12 protein-coding genes and 4 tRNA genes are annotated in these 18,919 nt (G+C 44.9%); 13 read left to right on the top strand and 3 right to left on the bottom strand.

Going from position 1 to position 18,919, the window contains the following annotated elements; genetic code table 11:
• The first annotated feature begins 14 nt into the window (after positions 1 to 14).
• The 7 genes from IW644_RS03325 to IW644_RS03355 all read left to right on the top strand — a co-directional run bounded on the left by IW644_RS03325 (position 15) and on the right by IW644_RS03355 (position 4,315).
• Positions 15 to 91: transfer RNA gene (locus tag IW644_RS03325), tRNA-Asp, on the top strand.
• A 30-nt stretch (positions 92 to 121) separates the two neighbouring features.
• Positions 122 to 198: transfer RNA gene (locus IW644_RS03330), tRNA-Asp, on the top strand.
• A gap of 30 nt (positions 199 to 228) precedes the next feature.
• Positions 229 to 305 (top strand) — tRNA-Asp (locus IW644_RS03335).
• A 32-nt stretch (positions 306 to 337) separates the two neighbouring features.
• Positions 338 to 414 (top strand) — tRNA-Asp (locus IW644_RS03340).
• A 336-nt stretch (positions 415 to 750) separates the two neighbouring features.
• A complete protein-coding gene (locus tag IW644_RS03345; RefSeq protein ID WP_269916394.1) occupies positions 751 to 2,304 on the top strand; it encodes an EAL domain-containing protein in 1,554 nt (517 codons plus the stop codon).
• A gap of 87 nt (positions 2,305 to 2,391) precedes the next feature.
• A complete protein-coding gene (gene lolD, locus IW644_RS03350; RefSeq protein ID WP_269916395.1) occupies positions 2,392 to 3,102 on the top strand; it encodes a lipoprotein-releasing ABC transporter ATP-binding protein LolD in 711 nt (236 codons plus the stop codon).
• The gene (locus IW644_RS03355) at positions 3,089 to 4,315 is read left to right on the top strand and encodes a lipoprotein-releasing ABC transporter permease subunit (protein ID WP_269916396.1); all 1,227 of its coding nucleotides are present in this window, start codon (positions 3,089 to 3,091) and stop codon (positions 4,313 to 4,315) included. The genes lolD and IW644_RS03355 overlap by 14 nt, the downstream gene beginning before the upstream one ends.
• Before the next feature lie 279 nt (positions 4,316 to 4,594).
• Here the strand turns inward: IW644_RS03355 and IW644_RS03360 are convergent, their stop codons facing one another.
• Positions 4,595 to 5,941 carry a dicarboxylate/amino acid:cation symporter gene (locus tag IW644_RS03360; RefSeq protein WP_269916397.1) on the bottom strand — a complete coding sequence of 449 codons (1,347 nt, stop codon included), beginning with the start codon at positions 5,939 to 5,941 and terminating at the stop codon, positions 4,595 to 4,597.
• 114 nt (positions 5,942 to 6,055) lie between these two features.
• Here IW644_RS03360 and IW644_RS03365 point away from each other — a divergent pair, with 114 nt between their 5' ends.
• Positions 6,056 to 8,605: a beta strand repeat-containing protein gene (locus IW644_RS03365; protein WP_269916398.1), complete on the top strand. Its 2,550-nt coding sequence runs from the start codon at positions 6,056 to 6,058 to the stop codon at positions 8,603 to 8,605.
• Positions 8,606 to 8,699: 94 nt separating this feature from the next.
• On the opposite strand, the gene astB is transcribed toward IW644_RS03365, so the two are convergent.
• The gene (gene astB / locus IW644_RS03370) at positions 8,700 to 10,040 is read right to left on the bottom strand and encodes an N-succinylarginine dihydrolase (RefSeq protein ID WP_269916399.1); all 1,341 of its coding nucleotides are present in this window, start codon (positions 10,038 to 10,040) and stop codon (positions 8,700 to 8,702) included.
• Between the two features lie 395 nt (positions 10,041 to 10,435).
• Here astB and topA point away from each other — a divergent pair, with 395 nt between their 5' ends.
• The 5 genes from topA to fdhD all read left to right on the top strand — a co-directional run bounded on the left by topA (position 10,436) and on the right by fdhD (position 16,464).
• Entirely contained in the window at positions 10,436 to 13,096 is a 2,661-nt protein-coding gene (gene topA, locus IW644_RS03375; RefSeq protein WP_269916400.1) for a type I DNA topoisomerase, read from the top strand.
• A gap of 137 nt (positions 13,097 to 13,233) precedes the next feature.
• Positions 13,234 to 13,785 (top strand): DUF2058 domain-containing protein, encoded by a 552-nt coding sequence (locus IW644_RS03380; RefSeq protein WP_179983130.1) that lies wholly within the window; start codon positions 13,234 to 13,236, stop codon positions 13,783 to 13,785.
• Positions 13,786 to 14,152: 367 nt separating this feature from the next.
• Positions 14,153 to 14,968 carry a leishmanolysin-related zinc metalloendopeptidase gene (locus tag IW644_RS03385; RefSeq protein WP_269916401.1) on the top strand — a complete coding sequence of 272 codons (816 nt, stop codon included), beginning with the start codon at positions 14,153 to 14,155 and terminating at the stop codon, positions 14,966 to 14,968.
• A 100-nt stretch (positions 14,969 to 15,068) separates the two neighbouring features.
• On the top strand, positions 15,069 to 15,695 hold the full coding sequence (gene mobA / locus IW644_RS03390; protein ID WP_269916402.1) for a molybdenum cofactor guanylyltransferase: 627 nt from the start codon (positions 15,069 to 15,071) through the stop codon (positions 15,693 to 15,695).
• Positions 15,685 to 16,464, top strand: a complete 780-nt coding sequence (gene fdhD, locus IW644_RS03395; RefSeq protein ID WP_269916403.1) for a formate dehydrogenase accessory sulfurtransferase FdhD — start codon at positions 15,685 to 15,687, stop codon at positions 16,462 to 16,464. The genes mobA and fdhD overlap by 11 nt, the downstream gene beginning before the upstream one ends.
• A gap of 67 nt (positions 16,465 to 16,531) precedes the next feature.
• Here fdhD and IW644_RS03400 read toward each other — a convergent pair whose 3' ends face one another.
• Positions 16,532 to 18,856 (bottom strand): FdhF/YdeP family oxidoreductase, encoded by a 2,325-nt coding sequence (locus tag IW644_RS03400; RefSeq protein WP_269916404.1) that lies wholly within the window; start codon positions 18,854 to 18,856, stop codon positions 16,532 to 16,534.
• Positions 18,857 to 18,919: the final 63 nt, after the last annotated feature.

An 18,919-nucleotide genomic window follows, 5' to 3' on the forward strand; every position in this document is an offset into this window, starting at 1 on the left:
AACATTGAAGATGTGGAGCGGTAGTTCAGTTGGTTAGAATACCGGCCTGTCACGCCGGGGGTCGCGGGTTCGAGTCCCGTCCGCTCCGCCACTCTTTCAATGGTATAACTAAAAGGTCTTCGGAGCGGTAGTTCAGTTGGTTAGAATACCGGCCTGTCACGCCGGGGGTCGCGGGTTCGAGTCCCGTCCGCTCCGCCATTTAGTTATACAGCGCAATCTCGATTATGTGGAGCGGTAGTTCAGTTGGTTAGAATACCGGCCTGTCACGCCGGGGGTCGCGGGTTCGAGTCCCGTCCGCTCCGCCATTAATCGAATAACGCGCGCTTTTCATTATTGCGGAGCGGTAGTTCAGTTGGTTAGAATACCGGCCTGTCACGCCGGGGGTCGCGGGTTCGAGTCCCGTCCGCTCCGCCATTAATGATAAAGAGCCATATCAAGTTTTTATTTAAGTTAGTTTCTCCCCCCTTAAGCCAGAAAAACAAAGTTTTAATTCTTATTAGCGTCCTCTTTAGTTATCGTTTCCCGCAAAAGCATTTTTCGCACCTCGCATAATAGCTGTTATTAAAACGCGCCAGACAAATTTCATATCTGTATTTCCTTAGCTTTTAAACCTTTCATTTTTATTTTCAAGAACCACACGTTAAGCATTAAAACTATCTAACAAACAGTAACATGTGCCCTAAAGTCGTAGTGTGTTTTTTTGAATCTGTACTACAGTTAGGACGTTAGAGTTTTACAACAACGGAAATTATGAATAAAAGCGATCAAAAACGGTATTTTCTGGCTGATAATTTAAAAGCGATTGGCGTCTCTCTGTTAAGCGTGGCCTTAGTTACATTTGTTCTTGCCATAGTTATGTTTGTGTTTGTTAGAGAACAAGAGGAAAGCCGTGCTAAAGAGATTTTAGATAACGTCCGCATTGTCTTTAGAGATGCAGAAATTACCCTCGATTATCTCAACGCACTGCCTTATCAGTCTTGTGAACTCGAAAACTTGGCAGAAATGCGCAAAACTCTTTTTCGCTCCCGTTTTGTAAAAGAAATTGGTTTCTATGAAAACGGCGCATTGTTGTGTAGTACCTATCTGGGTATTCTTGAAGAGCCCATACAAGAGGCAACCCCCGATTTTTACACCCAGCTTGGTGATGCATTCTGGATAAACACACCCCTGCAATTATTTGACAAACAGGCAACAGGCACCATTGTCCAACGTGGTCGCTATAATGCTGTGCTTGATATGGATAGCGTTATTGGCTACAGCTTTACTCAAGATTGGCAGCTTTTTTACAATGGCGATCATTTTTATCATATGGCGGGCAACCCAGGGCTCGTGGATACCACGCTTAGCCAAGATGATATGGAAGCTCGTACAGGGTATTTTTCATTACAATTCATCATGTGTGACGAGCGCTACAATAACACCTGTTTAAAAGTTAAATCTGACCACGGAAGGGTATTAGATTTACACACGGGTAAGATTGTCTTGTTCGTTTTCGCTATGCTGTTGACGGCCGCGCTCACGCACATGCTGGTGTTTAATTATCTACGTCGTCGTCGTTCTCTCGAGTCCAGAGTTAGCAAAGGGTTAAAAGAGCATAAGTTTTATAGTCTTTATCAGCCATTTGTTGATTTGGAAACGGGCAAAGTCATCGGTTGTGAAGTGCTTAGTCGCTTTGAAGACGAGTTTGGGCCTATTTATCCTGATGAGTTTATTCCGCAAGTTAAAGAGCAAGAAATGACCTGGGAATTTACTATCGATATGATTACGACTGCGATGAAGGAGCTTAATGAGAACCCTGATATTCCAAATGGGTTTAAAGTGTCCTTTAACCTATTCCCTTTCGACTTTACAAGAGAAGACTGTTTAGACTTAGATTTTGCTTTGGAAATGAATGTTAAAAACTTCAAGTTAGTGCTGGAAATTACCGAAGACGAACAGATAGCAACTCATAGTGCGGTTAAGCATATTAAATCTTTAAAAAGTAAAGGGTTCTTATTTGCTATTGATGACTTCGGCGTGGGGTATTCCAACCTAAGCCAGCTAAAAACCTTGAACTGTGACTATCTCAAAATTGACCGAAGTTTTGTAATGGATATGGAAGACAACAGTATTCGTTCTTCGCTTATTCCACATATTGTTAGCATTGCCGAAGGGCTTAACGTCGACCTGATTGCAGAAGGCGTTGAGAATATTGATCAATCTAATGAATTAAAAGGTTTAACTATTGGCTTCGGCCAAGGGTGGTTGTTTGGCAAGCCTCAGTCTGCCGATGCACTCGCCAAAAGCGTCAAAGACACACAATAACAAGTTTTAGCGCTGTTATTTTTCAGTTGGTGTTGGTAGTGTTTAGCGCTACCATTCACCGTCTGGAAACTATAGAAGAACAGTCGCATGCAGGACGTGCTAAATTGCAGCAATATTAACAAAACTTATCAAGATGGCAGTAACGCCACCCCCGTATTACACGATGTTTCTCTTTCGATAAAAGCTGGTGAACACGTAGCCATTTTAGGCAGTTCTGGTTCAGGGAAAAGTACGCTATTACATATACTCGGAGGATTAGATAAACCCTCCAGTGGCGACGTCGAATTTAATGGCAAATCTCTTGGCAAACTATCTGGTAATGCGCTAGCTAAACTTCGCAATGACGAAATGGGGTTTATTTACCAGTTTCATCACCTGCTTGGCGAGTTCACGGCCTTAGAGAACGTTGCGATGCCGCTTAGAATAAGAGGGCTTTCCACTAAAGCGGCACATACTAAAGCCCAAGCTATGTTAGAAGAAGTAGGGCTCTCCCATCGATTAGATCATTTACCTTCAACTATGTCGGGAGGCGAGCGACAGCGTGTGGCAATAGCCCGTGCGTTGGTTACCGAACCTTCTGTGGTGCTTGCCGATGAACCTACAGGGAATTTGGATGATTCTACGGGACAACAAATCTATAAGCTTTTGAAAAGCTTAAGCGAGAAAAAGGGGACAGCCTTTGTAGTGGTTACCCACGATATTACTCTTGCTGCGAAAATGGATAGGGTACTTAAGATTAAAGACGGCCGTTTAGCTAGCGAAGCATTGCCTGTGGAGGGTCAAGATGCTCGCCCTTGAATTGGCCAAGAGATTTAGAAAAACACGTTCCGAACAGCGCTTTATTTCGTTTATATCAATGTCGTCGACTATTGGTATTGGGCTCGGGTGTTTTGTTCTTATCGTGCTGTTAAGTGTTATGAACGGTTTTGAAAGAGAGTTAACGAGTCGCATTTTAAGCGTGGTTCCACACGGCGAGCTATACAGTAAAAGCGAAAGTGGAATAGAAAATTTAGATGCTCAGCTTTACCGTTTTTCACAAGATAGCCGTATTGCATCAGTAACCCCTTACACAGGGTTAACAGGCATGCTGCAGTCAAAAGGCGAGTTAAAGGCGATTAGCGTCACCGGTATCCCAGTAAATCAGGTTGGTGATAAATACGCTGAAAGAGTAGCTAGTCAAGAGTGGCTAAACTTTTCCAAGCAATCTAATGGATTGCTTGTTGGTAAAGGTATTATGTCTTCGATGGCGCTAAACGTGGGTGACACAGTTCAGCTATTGATACCTCAAACCACGCGTGATTTAACCTTTAAGGCGCCGCGTTCTATTACGCTGACTATCGCAGGCGCGTTATCTGTTGGTGGTGAGCTAGATAATCAGCTTGGGCTGATGCATTTAGCGACTGCGTCGGAAGCTATTGGTATTACCTCTAAAGCCCAAGGAATTCAGTTTACCCTTAACGATCCTTTTTCAGCATACGATACCATGCGAGATATTGGCTATAGCTACCCTCAAGCTGTTTATATGTCTGACTGGACACGCACTCAAGGGCATTTATATAACGACATTCAGCTTGTAAGGTCCGTGGTTTATATCGCGCTTACGTTAGTGATTGCGGTTGCCTGCTTTAATATAGTGTCATCATTAGTTATGGCGGTAAGAGACAAACAGGCTGCTATTGCGATTTTAAAAACAATGGGAGCCACTGACCGTCTAATCCGCAATACCTTCGTACTTCAGGGCGTTATTAACGGGTTTATCGGCATTACCGTTGGCGTTGCGCTTGCCTTGCTGGTAGCACCAAATTTGTCAGATATTGTTCGCTTTATTGAAACCTTGTTAAGTGTGGAAATTCTCTCTGGAGATATCTACTTTATTGATTTTCTACCTTCAAGCTTACATTGGCAGGATGTGGTAGTAACAATTGTTGTAGCCATGTTTTTAAGTGTCGGGGCTACGTTATATCCAGCGCAAAAAGCTGCAAAAGTGTCGCCATCTTCTGCGCTTCACTAGCTAATTACAAAATTAACTATTACGGGGCGATGATAGTTACTTTAAGCACCACCGACCAGTAACGCTCGGCAGCCTCGTTGTTTTAGCAACATAGCTGAAGCGTAGGAGGGTACAAATGTTAGTCTGATACATCCGAGGCTAATGTTCATTGGGCTAATAACACGACTTTAACCAATAAAAAGGCCAGCAAATTATGCTGGCCTTGTTTGTATTTAACGGCTGTTCTTGTACGACACTTACATGATGTGCAAAGCGCACGCAGTGGGTTTGAACTCTGTACTATTTGTTCTTTTCGAAGTGTTCGAAATCCACATCTTCTTGTTTCAAACCTGCTATAGGGTCGTTGTAAACACTCTCGTCCAACGCGCCTTCGCTCTTAGCAACAACGCATGATACCATACAGTCACCAGTAATATTTACCGCAGTACGGGTCATATCGAGCAGTCTGTCTACGCCGATAATAAGTGCAATACCCTCAACGGGTAAGTTTACCTGCTGTAAAACCATCGCCAGCATAATAAGGCCAACGCCAGGTACTCCGGCGGTTCCGATAGAAGCTAGCGTGGCGGTTAACACTACCATCATATAGTCGCCAAGGCTCAAGTCGACAGCGTAAACCTGGGCAATAAATACCGTCGCCACACCCTGCATGATGGCGGTACCGTCCATGTTAATTGTTGCGCCTAAAGGCAAAGTGAATGATGAAACTGAATTACCTACGCCAAGTTTGTTTTTTGCTGTTTCCATAGTAACCGGCAACGTTGCGCTGCTACTTGACGTACTAAAAGCAAATAGGGCCGCGTCACGCATTTTTTTCAACAGAATAACCGGGTTTAAGCCTGCCAAAACTTTAAGTAAAACAGAGTAAGTAACTAGCCCGTGAAGGATCAGAACGCCAAATACTAAAAAGAAGTACTTCGCCAAACTCAATATGGTTTCGCCGCCAATGGTTGAGAAGAGCTTCGCCATTAGTACGTAAACACCGTATGGCGCTAAGTTCATGATGATGGTCACTAAGCGCATGATTACTGTATTGATATCTTCAAAGATAGCGGTAAGACGTTTGCCCGCATCACCTGTCATCGCCATTGCTATACCGAACAGTACAGCAAAAACAATGATTTGAAGCATGTTACCCTGTGCCATAGAGTTTATAGGGTTGCTAGGGAACATATTCACAATAACGTCTGACAGGCTAGGGGCTTCTTTCGCTTGGAACGAGGTTTCGGTGGTTAAATTCAGTCCGTCACCGGGAGAAACTACCAAAGCTATACTCATGGCTAGTGTTATGGCGATTGCGGTTGTGACAACATATAACCCTACCGATTTTGCACCCAGTCTTCCCAACTTGCTTGGGTCTGATAAGGTACTAGTTCCACAAATAAGAGAAACAAAAACGAGGGGAACCACCAGCATCTTTAAGCTAGCGATAAATATTTGGCCGAGAGTTGAAAATATACCTTCAACAAGAATGTTATACGTTGAGAGCTCAAAACCGAATACCGAAAAAGTAAAATCTCCGCTATCATCAAACAATAATTGGAGAAAGACACCAGTCAAGATACCGGCAGCCATGCCGATAAATATGCGGGCGGTTAAACTATACTTATGTGCAGATGAAGACATTAATGTTTCCTGTGCATTTTTATATTTTTAATCTTTCGTAGTGTGCCAGATTCAGTTGATTTTTAAACATAAAAAACGACGCAATTGTCAATAAAAGAGGTTCAGGAACGAATTATGTCGACATTAGCGAGAGCGCTAAGCCTAATTAGCGCAATATTTATGCTAACAGCATGTGGTGGAGGCGGTTCTGCAGTCTCTCGGGATAACACGGATAATGGAAGCGGGGACGACGGTACTACCACACCTACCTATTCGATAGCTTTAACATTAGAAAATGAAAGTGGGACAAGCGACAACAACTTATCAGAAAACAATAGCTTGTTTGCAGTAGCAACGGTGACAGATGACGAAGGAAACCCGTACTCAGATGCACTGTTAACTTTCACGTTGAGCAACGAGGAACTTGCAGAGTTTGGCAACGACACCGGTACTGCGCGCACCAACTCAAGCGGTGTTGCCAGAATTCGCTTGAACGCCAGTACGGCTTCAGGTGATGGTGAAATCACCGCGGCATTAAGCAGTGGCGAAACAGGGAGTACAACGTTCTCTGCCACAGCGGTAAGTGCCACAGAGCCTACTACTATTAGTGTTGCACTATCATTGCAAAATGAAAGTGGAGAGGCCGATAATAATCTTTCTTCTAGCAATGCCTTAACAGCAGTGGCAACAGTAACTAATTCATTGGGTGAGCCTCAGGCCGATCTACTGCTTACCTTTTCATTAAGTAATGATGAGCTTGCTACCTTCTCAAACGATACGGCGACGGCATTAACAAATGCCGAAGGTGTTGCGACAATAGACATGTCGGTTGGAAGCGCCTCTGGCGACGGCGAAGTAACGGCGACTCTACCTACTGGTGAGACAGACTCTACGACCTTTAGTTCTGAAGGTAGCACCACGGTAAGTGAAGAGCCTGCGTCTCTTGAGCTTTTCGCTGACAGTATTCAGCTGGCATCTAGCGGTAGTGATGAAGTCGAACTTATAGCGTTAGTTAAAAATGAGCAAAGCGTGTTGATGGAAGGGATTGAAGTGAGCTTTTCAGCGGCAACAGGTGATGGTGTTGAACTTCAATTAACACAGCCTGAAACTCTTGCCGATGGCACAGCTCGCGCAGTACTGACGTCGCAGAACGACAAATCAAACCGTACTATTACTATCACTGCTGGGGCAGGTAGCCTTTCTGAATCTGTTGATATCACTATTACTGGGACAGAAGTGACTATAAACGGATCATCGTCGGTCATTTTAAACGATACCGTTGAATACACGATTCGACTTCAAGACTCCGATGGCGAGACTATCAAAAACGAAGATGTTGTCTTAACTGCAACTAACGGCACCCTTAGCAGTACCACGGTCAATACCGGGGCTAATGGTCAAGCAACAGTATCCTATACAGCCTCCGCTTCTGGAGAAAATACCATTACTGCATCAGCACTTAATGCTGAAACAAGTTTTACAGTACAGGTTCAGCAGGACGAATTTAACTTCGTTAACTTGCCTACTGAAGAAGTGCCGTTGGGGCAAGCACAGACGATCACCGTACAGTGGCGTCAAAACAACACGCCAGTAGTGGGTCAAGAAGTTACGTTTAGCGCCTCTCGTGGCGTAATTGACGGCAACTCAACGGTACAAACCGATGCAGAAGGACAAGCAAGTATCAATATCAGCGCCAACAATGCTGGCATCTCTTCAATCACGGCGACGGCAAGTGATGGAAGCGGTAATGTGTTGGTTTCAGCACTTACTCAAATTGAGTTTATTGCTACTACACCGCACACGCTTATTGCTGATGCATCGCCTGACATTTTAGGCCCTGATGGACAAACCAGCACTATTAGCGCGGTGGTTCGCGATGTAGATGGTAATTTGGTTAAAAACAGTGTGGTCAATTTTACGGTCTCTGACGTGTCTACCGGATTTGTATCACCGTCTCAGGCAACGACAGATAGCAAGGGAATAGCGACAACAGTCTTTACATCTGGCTCAGTTTCAACCTTAGAGTCCGTAGTGATTACCGCGTTTGTTGCTGATGATTCAGCGATAGATGATCAAGTCACCTTGACGGTGGGCGCTCGTGCATTCGATATTTCTTTGGGTACGGGTAATGAGCTAGAAGAACCTACCTCTACATCTTACTTGAAGCGTTTCAGTGTATTTGTCTCTGACTCTGCCGGACAGCCGGTCAGTGGCGTGAGCTTAACTGCATCAGTTGCGCCGGCAAAATATGTGGATAATGGCGAATATCGCACAGGCTTCTGGGTCTATGATGACGATGAATCACAATGGATAGCAATAATTAACCAGAACTGTCTGACAGAAGATGTTAACGATAACGGCATCTTGGATACAACCCCAACTAATGAAGACACCAATGGCGACGAGATGCTTACGCCAGGGTTAGTGGGCACCATAACCTTTGCTAACGGCAACGCTGAAACAGATGAAAATGGTTATGCCGAATTAGAGTACCGTTATCCAAGCAGCTATGCGGTTTGGTACGATGCAGTTATTTCCGTTTTTGGTCAGTCTACAGGAAGCGAGGCTCAGGCTTCGATGAACTACACATTAAGTATTTCAGCTGACGATGTGACCGATGAGGGGGCGTCTCCGCCAGCAAACCCGTTTGGCGTGTCTGACCAGTGTACGCTTGTTACACCGTAAGGGTACGTACTAATTTAAGTATTAAAAAATACCAAGAATAAAGAAAGCCGGCTGATAGCCGGCTTTCTTTTTAGTTTTCTGCTCGTTAAAGCGCTTACCCCTGCTGGAACGGATAAACCGAACCAATCTTCAGAATTTGCGTAAGCTCATCTAGAGCAGTGCGCGACTCAATCAGTAGCTGAGGATCGCGCAAGTCATCTTCGCTTAGTTCATCGCGATAATGTTTATCGACCCACGCGTTTAAGCGCGTAAACTGTGTATCGTTGATTAAGGTGTTTTGATTTACTGCTTCAAGCTCTTGGTCGTTCATAGCAACACGCAGACGTAAGCAAGCAGGGCCGCCGCCATTGCGCATACTTTGTTTAACATCGAAATAGTTAACCGACTTAATTGGCGTACCTAGTGTAACTAGCTTGTCTAAATAACGTTTAACCGCTTCGTTTTCCTGACATTCAGTTGGCGCGATAATGGTCATATCACCACTAGGAAGCGTTATAATTTGCGTGTTAAACAAGTAGGTTCTAACCGCATCCTGAACAGACACTTCCTCGGTTGGGACTTCAATAAAGTGAAGTGGTTCGCTGCCAAATTTTGCTTGCAGCTCTTTGAAGCCCGCTTCTTTTTTATAAAACGCTTGCTCGTGGAAAAACAACACGTTTTGGTTACCTACGGCAATCACGTCGTTGTGAAATACACCTTGGTCGATAACATCAGGGTTTTGCTGCATGTAAACCACGCCATCGTCGTCTAAGCCATGCAAACGCGCTACGGCTTGGCATGCTTCTAGTGTTTGGCGAGCCGGGTATTTGGTTGGCGCAGGTTTGCTGGTATCAAATGCATGGCGACCATAAACAAACAGCTCCACACCAGCCTGCCCATAATTGCTGCAAAGCCGCGTATGGTTGGCTGCACCTTCGTCACCAAAATGTTCGTTATCTGGCAGGTGTTGGTGATGGGCGAAGTGTTTTTCATTGGCGAATGTGCCGCGCAAAATATTGCCCGTTACCTGAGGCTCTAATGAGCGATGAAACTTGTTTGTGAGGTTTGCAGGGGTAAAGTGCACGCGACCGTCGGCCGTATCGGCGCTAGGAGACACAGTGGCGGCATTTGCAGTCCACATGCTACTAGCAGAGCAACACGCTAGGAAAATCTCGCGAGACTGCTTTGCAGCGCTTTCTATAACACGAGCATCAGAGCCGGTAAAACCTAACCGACGGAGTGCAGCGATATCAGGGCGTTCTTGCGGAGCTAACACACCTTGAACCATTCCCATATCGGCCAAGGCTTTTGCTTTTGCAAGACCCTGCTTTGCAGCCTGCTTAGGGCTGCTTTTTGCATTCGCATTGTTTAGGGAAGCGACATTGCCGAACGATAAGCCGGCATAGTTATGTGTAGGTCCAACAAGACCATCAAAGTTAACTTCAAACTGCTTCATACTTTCCCTCATTCTTGTAGTTTTTGCTGTTGACCCCATATGCTACATTCTTAACCGACACTGCCATTAAATTGATTGCAGTTGTAGCGCTTTCGCTTTGTACAGGGGCAAACGCAGCACTTCTTTAAACCTGAGCGCGTCGTTAGGTCAGGTTGGAATGGCTGGCATTATACGGCTTTTAAGACCGATGCCAATCACGCTGCTTATTTAATGTACAGTTTTTGTGCGCGTTTAGAGCGGTGGAAAGAATAAGTATGAAGAAGATCTTGTTTTCCATTCACTTTGTAGATATATGTTAAAAAAGAGCGAGTACCCTATATATAGTGTCGGGTTGCTCCAATTTTCAGAATTTGACGTAAATAGTCATTAAAAATCAATAGGTTTAGTTCAATTATATGGCAAAATCACTGGTCATAGTCGAGTCACCAGCCAAAGCAAAAACGATAAATAAATATCTTGGCAAAGATTTTATCGTAAAAAGTTCGGTTGGCCATGTGCGAGATCTTCCAACGAAGGCGTTAGGCAAAGTAGAGCCTAAAAAACCGGCTAAAGAACTCAAAACTTTAGGTGAAGAAGAGCGTCAAGAATATCTTCGTCGTCACGAATACTTAAAGCTTGTAGACAGGATGGGCGTTGATCCAGAAAAAGACTGGAAGGCTCACTATCAGGTGCTGCAGGGCAAAGAAAAGGTAGTCAACGAACTTAAAAAACTCGCAAAAGACGCCGACACTATCTATCTCGCAACGGATTTGGACCGCGAGGGAGAGGCGATTGCGTGGCACTTACAAGAACTGCTAGGCAAAAAAGATAAGACTTATCAGCGGGTCGTGTTCAACGAAATTACTAAAAATGCGATTCAAGACGCGTTTTCAGACCCGGGTGAGCTAAATATATCTCGCGTTAATGCGCAGCAAGCACGCCGTTTCCTAGACCGCGTTGTGGGCTTTATGGTGTCGCCACTGCTGTGGAAAAAGATTGCGCGCGGTCTTTCAGCTGGGCGTGTTCAATCAGTAGCGGTTAGGCTTGTTGTCGAGCGAGAGCGCGAAATCAAAGCTTTCGTACCAGAAGAGTTCTGGGACGTTCACGCTGATTTGACCAGCCAGCAAAAAGCGGCGCTTCGCATGTTGGTTGCCAAGCATCAAGGCAGTGCGTTTAAGCCTAAAAACAAAGCGGAAACAGATAAAGCACTCACTGAGCTTGAAGGCGCTAATTATACGGTGGAAAGCCGTGAGTCGAAGCCAACGCAGAGTCGTCCTTCTGCGCCATTCATTACCTCTACGCTGCAACAAGCAGCGAGTACGCGTTTGGGCTTCGGTGTTAAGAAAACTATGATGATGGCCCAGCGTCTTTATGAAGCGGGTTACATCACTTATATGCGTACCGACTCGACCAATTTGAGTCAAGAAGCAGTAGAAAGTGCGCGCGCATATATCTCAGACAATTTTGGTGGAAAATACCTACCAGAATCGCCAAATCGCTATGGAAGCAAAGAAGGTGCGCAAGAAGCGCACGAAGCGATTCGACCTTCAAATGTGAGTATTAGTGCGGCGAGCTTAGGTGATATGGAGCGCGATGCCCAGCGCCTTTATGAGCTTATTTGGCGCCAGTTTTTAGCGTGTCAAATGACACCGGCTAAGTACGATGCAACTACGATTAAAGTGGCAGCAGGGGACTACGAGCTTACTGCAAAAGGCCGTGTACTTAAGTTTGACGGTTGGACGCGTGTGCAGCCACAACTTCGCAAAAAAGGCGATGAAGAGCTTATGTTGCCTGATGTGCAAAAAGGCGATGTGCTTGACTTAAAAGCACTTGATCCTAAGCAGCACTTCACTAAGCCTGTGGCGCGATTTAATGAAGCGTCTCTGGTAAAAGAGCTCGAAAAACGCGGCATTGGTCGTCCTTCAACCTATGCTAGCATCATTTCAACCATACAAGACCGCGGCTATGTGCGTTTAGAAAATAAACGTTTTTACGCCGAGAAAATGGGTGAGATAGTAAACGATCGTCTGATGGAAAACTTCGACGATCTAATGAGCTATGACTTCACGGCTAACATGGAGCAACATCTTGATGACATTGCTGAAGGCAATAAAGATTGGAAAGATGTTCTTAATGAGTTCTACAGTGGCTTCTATGGAAAACTGCTAAACGCGGAAAAAGATCCTGAAGAAGGCGGTATGCGCTTAAATCAGGCAATACCTGCGGGTATTGAATGTGACAAATGCGGCCGCGAAATGAATGTGAGAACTGCTTCAACCGGTGTATTCTTGGGCTGTTCGGGTTATAACTTACCGCCTAAAGAGCGCTGCACCAACACCATGAACCTAACGCCTGGTGACGAAGTGGTGAAAGTGGATGACGAAGAAGAGCTTGAAACAGAAGCGCTTCGCTCTAAAAAGCGTTGCCCTAAGTGCGGCACTGCTATGGACAGTTACTTGGTAGACGAAACCCGTAAACTTCATGTGTGCGGTAACACGCCTACCTGTGATGGCACCTTGGTTGAGGCGGGCACATTTAAAATTAAAGGCTACGACGGTCCTATTATCGAATGCGATAAATGTGGCAGTGATATGGAGCTTAAGAACGGTCGCTTTGGTAAATACTTCGGCTGTACTAATGAAGAATGCAAAAATACCCGTAAGCTGCTAAGAAACGGGGAAGCCGCACCACCGAAAGAAGACCCGGTCGATCTGCCGGAACTTCCATGTGAAAAGTCAGACGCGCACTTCATGCTACGGGATGGGGCGTCGGGCATATTCTTGGCAGCGCATAACTTCCCTAAATCTCGTGAGACTCGTGCGCCAAAAGTGGAAGAACTTGCACGCTTTAGAGATAGAATTTCGCCGAAATTCTATTATCTTGCTGATGCGCCAAAAACAGACCCTGATGGTAACCCTGCAATAGTTCGCTACAGCAGAAAGACCAAACAGCAGTATGTGATGTCCGAAAATGAAAACGGAAAAGCGACGGGTTGGTCGGCATGGTACGACAACGGTAAATGGCAGGAGCAAGCAGCGAAAAAGCCAGCGGCCAAGTCAAAAGCCAAGAAAAAGTAATTCAAAGCTAATATAATGCTTTGAAGCCTAAACAATAAGCCCGATTTTATTCGGGCTTATTACGTTTTAAGAAACCCAATTAAGACTTGCAACACGCTTCATGCAAGGTTTATTACTATGTTAATAGAGAGTGAGTTATGGCCTCTTTACAGGATCAACTTTTAAAAGCCGGACTGGCTGACAAAGCAACTGCAAAACAAGCGCGCGCTGACAAGCGTAAAAAGCAGAAACAGAAAAATAAGCAAAAACAGCCAGTGGTAGATGAGGCTACGTTAGCGGCTCAAAAAGCGGCGGAAGAGAAAAAAGCTCGCTCTCGTGAGCTTAACCAATTACAGCAGGAAGAACGAGAAAAACGTTCAATTGCGGCCCAAGTAAGGCAGCTTATTAACGTTAATAAACAGCCTCGTAAGGGTGAAACGTTACTTAATTTTACTCACGATAACGTGGTAAAACGCATGTATGTGAGTGAAGAAATGCACAAGCAAGTGACAAAAGGTCGTTTGACTGTGGTATTACTTGACGATGCTTACGAACTGGTTCCAACGCCTGTGGCAGACAAAATTGCTCAACGTGATGAATCTTCAATTATATATCGCGCCGATCTAGATAAAAGTGGCAGCGACGGAAAAGACGAGGATGAAGACGATTGGTATGCCGACTACGAAATTCCAGACGATTTAACCTGGTAGTCTTTTCAAACTCACCACCTTGTGGCTTAAAAAAAGCTCGGTGGTGAGTAAATGTTTTCAACCATAGCTGTATTTACTCACGTTTTATCAACCTTCTCCTAATACCCGTACTCTATTTGCATGTTCTGATTGCAATTGAACTTCAAAGTCCCTTCATAGCTATCGCTTGCGCTACCCTAAATTACTGTATTTATTGCGACTTTTTAGAATTTGTTCTCTTTAGAAAATCTTATCTCGGCCGTTAAGAACAAAATAGTAAAGGAAAGGTGTTACCTCTACTTTCTAGTCTATAGTTATTAAAGCGCATAAGTATCGTTATCCATAATTGTTCGCGTTAGATGTTGTTTCTAAATTTAGGAGGGAAGCCATGAATGGTTTACCGAAGCTGGTTCTAGGTGTCGTAATATCATTATGCATGTCACTACCTGTAAATGCTGGGCTATTCAACATCTCTATCAATAATCTTGGAGGGTTAACACCCACACAATCTAGCGCATTTGACGATGCAATTGCGTATTGGGAATCATATTTAATAGGTGTTCAAAGCTCTTTTGACCATAGTATTGTTATAGAGGCGAGTGGAGTGGCGATAGATGGTAGAGGCGGGGTGTTAGGTAGTGCCGGGCCTTCTAGTATTACTCAGCTTTCCGACAGTACTTATGTTTATGCGAATAAAGGTCGCATGCGCTTTGATACGGCAGATCTAAATAACATGGAAGCTAACGGTACACTTCTCGATGTTATCGTGCACGAAATGGCTCATGTTATCGGGTTTGGCACTTTGTGGACGACTGATTTTTTTATCGCGGGGAGCCAGTCTAATTACGTTAATGGCACAGGGCGCTACACCGGAGAATACGCTTTGGAAATCTACCGCCGTGAGTTTGTCGAAGACGCCACCTTTATTCCTGTTGAACTTGGCGGAGGCGCAGGTACTGCTAATAGTCATTGGGACGAGCCTTGGCCTGGTGGTTCATCGGACTTAATGACCGGCTATTTAGGGCCCTATCCAATTACGTTAAGCGATACCACTATAGCGTCGTTTGCTGATATTGGTTATTTGACTACTGTAACTCATGCGGTTGATGAGGCTGCTACGGTATGGCTATTTCTACTTTCATTCGGGTTAGTACTAAGAAAAAAGCCTCTACGAACTAATGCGCGCCTTCTGCAAACTGTGTAACCTAAACAAGGCTTAGCTTTCTATTGCTAAGCAGTGTTTTGAATTTTTAGAATAAATAATGAGGGAAAGCTTGATAAGAGAAAAACGAAAAGTGGATAAAGTGGATAAAACTCTTATCGGACTAGTGTTAGCGGGTGGTCAATCTCGCAGAATGGGACAAGATAAAGCCCTTATGCGTTATCAGGGTGCGACGCTTATTGAAAAAGCGTCATCGCTGTTAAAGGCTGCAGGGTGTGATGAGGTATTAATAAGCCGTAATGCGCCAAATTTTTTAAATGATAAAATTGACGATGCAGGTCCACTGGGTGGTGTACATGCGGCATTGGATGTTTTATGTAGTTCAAATGAGGGCAATGACAGCCCTATTGAATTGCTTGTTCTTCCCGTGGATATGCCCCAGATGACGCCTCAGCTTTTAAAAACGTTAGTATCAGCAGGGCGGGAATCCCAGCGGTCGGTTTATGTAAAAAAACGCTTTTTGCCTTTTTATTTGTCTGTTACGCACAATACTAACGCCGTGCTAACTCACTACTTGGTCGAGCAAAACAAGCGACGTGTAGTAGGATTTTTGGAAAGCCTAGAAGCCATTGCTCTTGAAGAAGCTAATCTTATGCGCCCCAAAAGGGTAAATGGCGAGCAAGAAAAACAGTACGAAAAAATAACCCGTATGGATGAGGCACAATGGCTTAACGTTAATACGCCAGGTGATTGGCCTGATGACAAATAACGCTAAATACCACGCATTAGTTTTAGATGGAACGCCTGAAACTCAACATTTTACTCTTGCTGAAGAGGTCGCATTAAGCATTAGTTACAACGGTATCAACTATGCAGTAATGCTTGTTACGCCCAAAGACATTGAAGACTTTATAGTTGGCTTTAGTTTAAGTAACGACATTATTGAACACCCCCGCCAGCTCTATAACATTGAACTGACGCACCATAGCGAACATATTAATGCTGAAGTCGAAATTGCCAATCAAGCATTTTGGAAGTTAAAAGAAAATAAACGGCAATTGGCAGGTGCATCGGGCTGTGGGCTTTGTGGTGTCGAAGCGCTGGATAACGCTTTGCCTCAACTCCAACCTGTAGAACCTTTGCCTTTACCAGAAGCAAGCTGGTTTGAAGGGTTGCGAGACCTAATTTCGCAAGCGCAAGCATTAGCGCAGCAAAGTGGGGCAGTGCATGGCGCACTCTATATTGATGCTAAGCGCAATGTACTGGCGTGTCGTGAAGATATAGGAAGGCATAACGCTTTTGATAAGTTAATTGGGGCAATTGCGGCTAATAAACTGTATCAGAAGGATTGCCTTGTAGTGCTAACCAGTCGCTGTAGCTTAGAACTAGTACAAAAAGCGATAAGAGCAAAGTTACCTTTGCTTGTAACCCTTTCAGCACCTACGGCTTTATCAGTTAAGTGGGCTAACCGCTATGGTATTACCCTTATTCACGTGCCTAAATATGACTCACCGAGAGCGTACTCACCACAAATTTAAAGGGGTGCGAGGCTAAATATTATAGAATATTTAAAAGGCCCCATGCTTGGGGCCAAATTTGATATGATTAAACTGCGGAAACCGCAATTCGTCCATCCGATTCGGACTTTGAAAGTTTAATCGCAATAAATTTTGACGTTGGTGTGAAGGTTCCATCACCATAACTTTCTAATGGTACCAGTGGGTTCGTTTCTGGGTAGTAGGCCGCGGCTTGACCCTTTGGAATGTCGTAAGCCACTAACATAAACTGTTTTATTTGGCGTATTTTGCCGTCGTTCCACATAGAGGTAATATCGACTTTATCGCCGTCTTTAAACCCCAGTTTTTCGATATCACTTTCGTTAACAAAAAGGACATCACGGGCGCCAAACACGTTTCTATAACGGTCATCCATACCATAGATAGTGGTGTTGTATTGGTCGTGAGAGCGCAGCGTTTGCAAAATAAGGTCGGGCTTTTCTCCTTGAGCAACTAGGTCTTCATTTAACAGCGAATCTGGCAGCGAGTTAACGGCAAATTCAGCTTTGCCTGAAGGTGTTAACCAGTGCCGTTTGCTAGCTGCGTTACCTAGGTGAAAGCCACCTGGCTGTGCAAGTTTGGTATTAAAGTCTTTAAAACCGTCTATCGTATCGGCAATAAGCTCACGAATGTTAGCGTAGTCGCTAATTAAGACATCCCAGTCTACCGGTGTGTTGCCCATCGTCGCTTTTGCGATACCCGCGATTATGGCTGGTTCTGAGCGAAGTTCAGGCGAGGTAGGCGGTAGTTGACCATAGGAGATATGAACCATAGAAAACGTATCTTCAACGGTTACACCTTGTTGTCCATTAGCCTGCATGTCTACTTCAGTTCTACCTAAGCACGGTAAAATAAGTGCATCCTTGCCTGTAGTTAGGTGAGAGCGGTTTAGTTTGGTAGCGATATGTACCGTTAAATCGCATTTTGATAAAGCAGCGTGTGTACGCGGTGTATCCGGTGTTGCCTGCGCAAAATTACCGCCTAAGCCGATAAATACTTTAGCCTCGCCGCGCTCCATAGCTTGAATCGCTTGAATGGTATTGTGACCCTGTTCTCGGGGTACTGCGAAGTTAAACCTGCTTTCCAATGCATCGAGTAAGGTTTTAGGCGGAGCTTCATTAATACCCACTGTCCTATCACCTTGTACATTACTATGTCCTCTAACGGGTGAAAGGCCGGCACCTGGCTTGCCAACGTTTCCTCGCAATAGCTGTACATTTACAATTTCTTGAACCGTAGCAACAGAGTGTTTGTGCTGTGTAATTCCCATAGCCCAGCACATGATTACCCGTTCGCCGCGCTTGTACATAGTTGCCGCGTGACGGATGTCGTCTCTTGATAAACCGCTTTGTGCTTCAATATGATCCCAACTTGTATTGTCGACTACAGCTAAATAGTCGTCCATGCCGTTGGTATGTGTATTGATAAAATCGTGGTCAAACACAGGAGGAGCGTTATCCGCTTTTGCTTCCTGCTCCCAAGTTAGTAACCATTTCGCAATACCGCGCATTACTGCCATATCGCCGCCAAGGGCAGGCCTGAAGTAAGCGGTATTGGTTGGCGTTGAGCCATTAGTTAGCATTTCTATGGGGTGTTGAGGATGCTGGAACTTTTCAAGCCCGCGCTCTTTTAGCGGGTTTAAGCAAATTACTTGGGCGCCTCTACGTACAGCGTCGCGCAGTGGCTCTAACATGCGCGGGTGGTTAGTGCCCGGGTTTTGCCCGATGACAAATATGGTATCCGCTTTTTCAAAATCGTTGAACGTAACCGTGCCTTTACCTACACCAATGGTGGGCTTCATACCTTGTCCCGAGGCTTCATGACACATATTCGAGCAGTCGGGAAAATTATTAGTACCAAACGCGCGTACAAAAAGTTGATATAGGTAAGCGGCTTCGTTACTTGCCCGCCCTGAGGTATAAAATTCGGCTTGATGTGGTGAGCTTAGAGCATTCAGATGCTTGGCGATAAGTGCGAACGCGTTGTCCCATGAAACGGGTTCGTAGCAGTCAGTTTTAGCGTTGTAGCGCATAGGGTGGGTAAGTCTGCCTTGTGACTCAAGCCAGTAGTCTGTGTGCTTTTTGAGTGAATTTACAGAATGATTTGAGAAAAATGCAGGGTCAGCATGTCGACCAGTAGACTCCCAATTCACTGCTTTAGCTCCATTCTCGCAAAACTTAACTAGTCCGCCTTCTGGAGATTCTCCCCATGCGCAGCCCGGGCAGTCAAAACCCTTATCTTGATTGGTTTTAAGCATCGCCCGTAAATTTTTTAGCGGCTTCTCGCTTTGGATCCAGCTTTGGGTTACGCTTTTTAAAGCGCCCCATCCGCCTGCGGGTTTGTTGTAAGTTTTGATGTTGCGCTTATCACTCATATTCTGCCCCTGTGCCCGCGCGGGTGTTTGCTCATGTATACAAGACCTAGTAGCAAAGCACCT

Source organism: Alteromonas sp. PRIM-21 (genome assembly GCF_027563165.1).
Lineage (GTDB): Bacteria > Pseudomonadota > Gammaproteobacteria > Enterobacterales > Alteromonadaceae > Alteromonas > Alteromonas macleodii_A.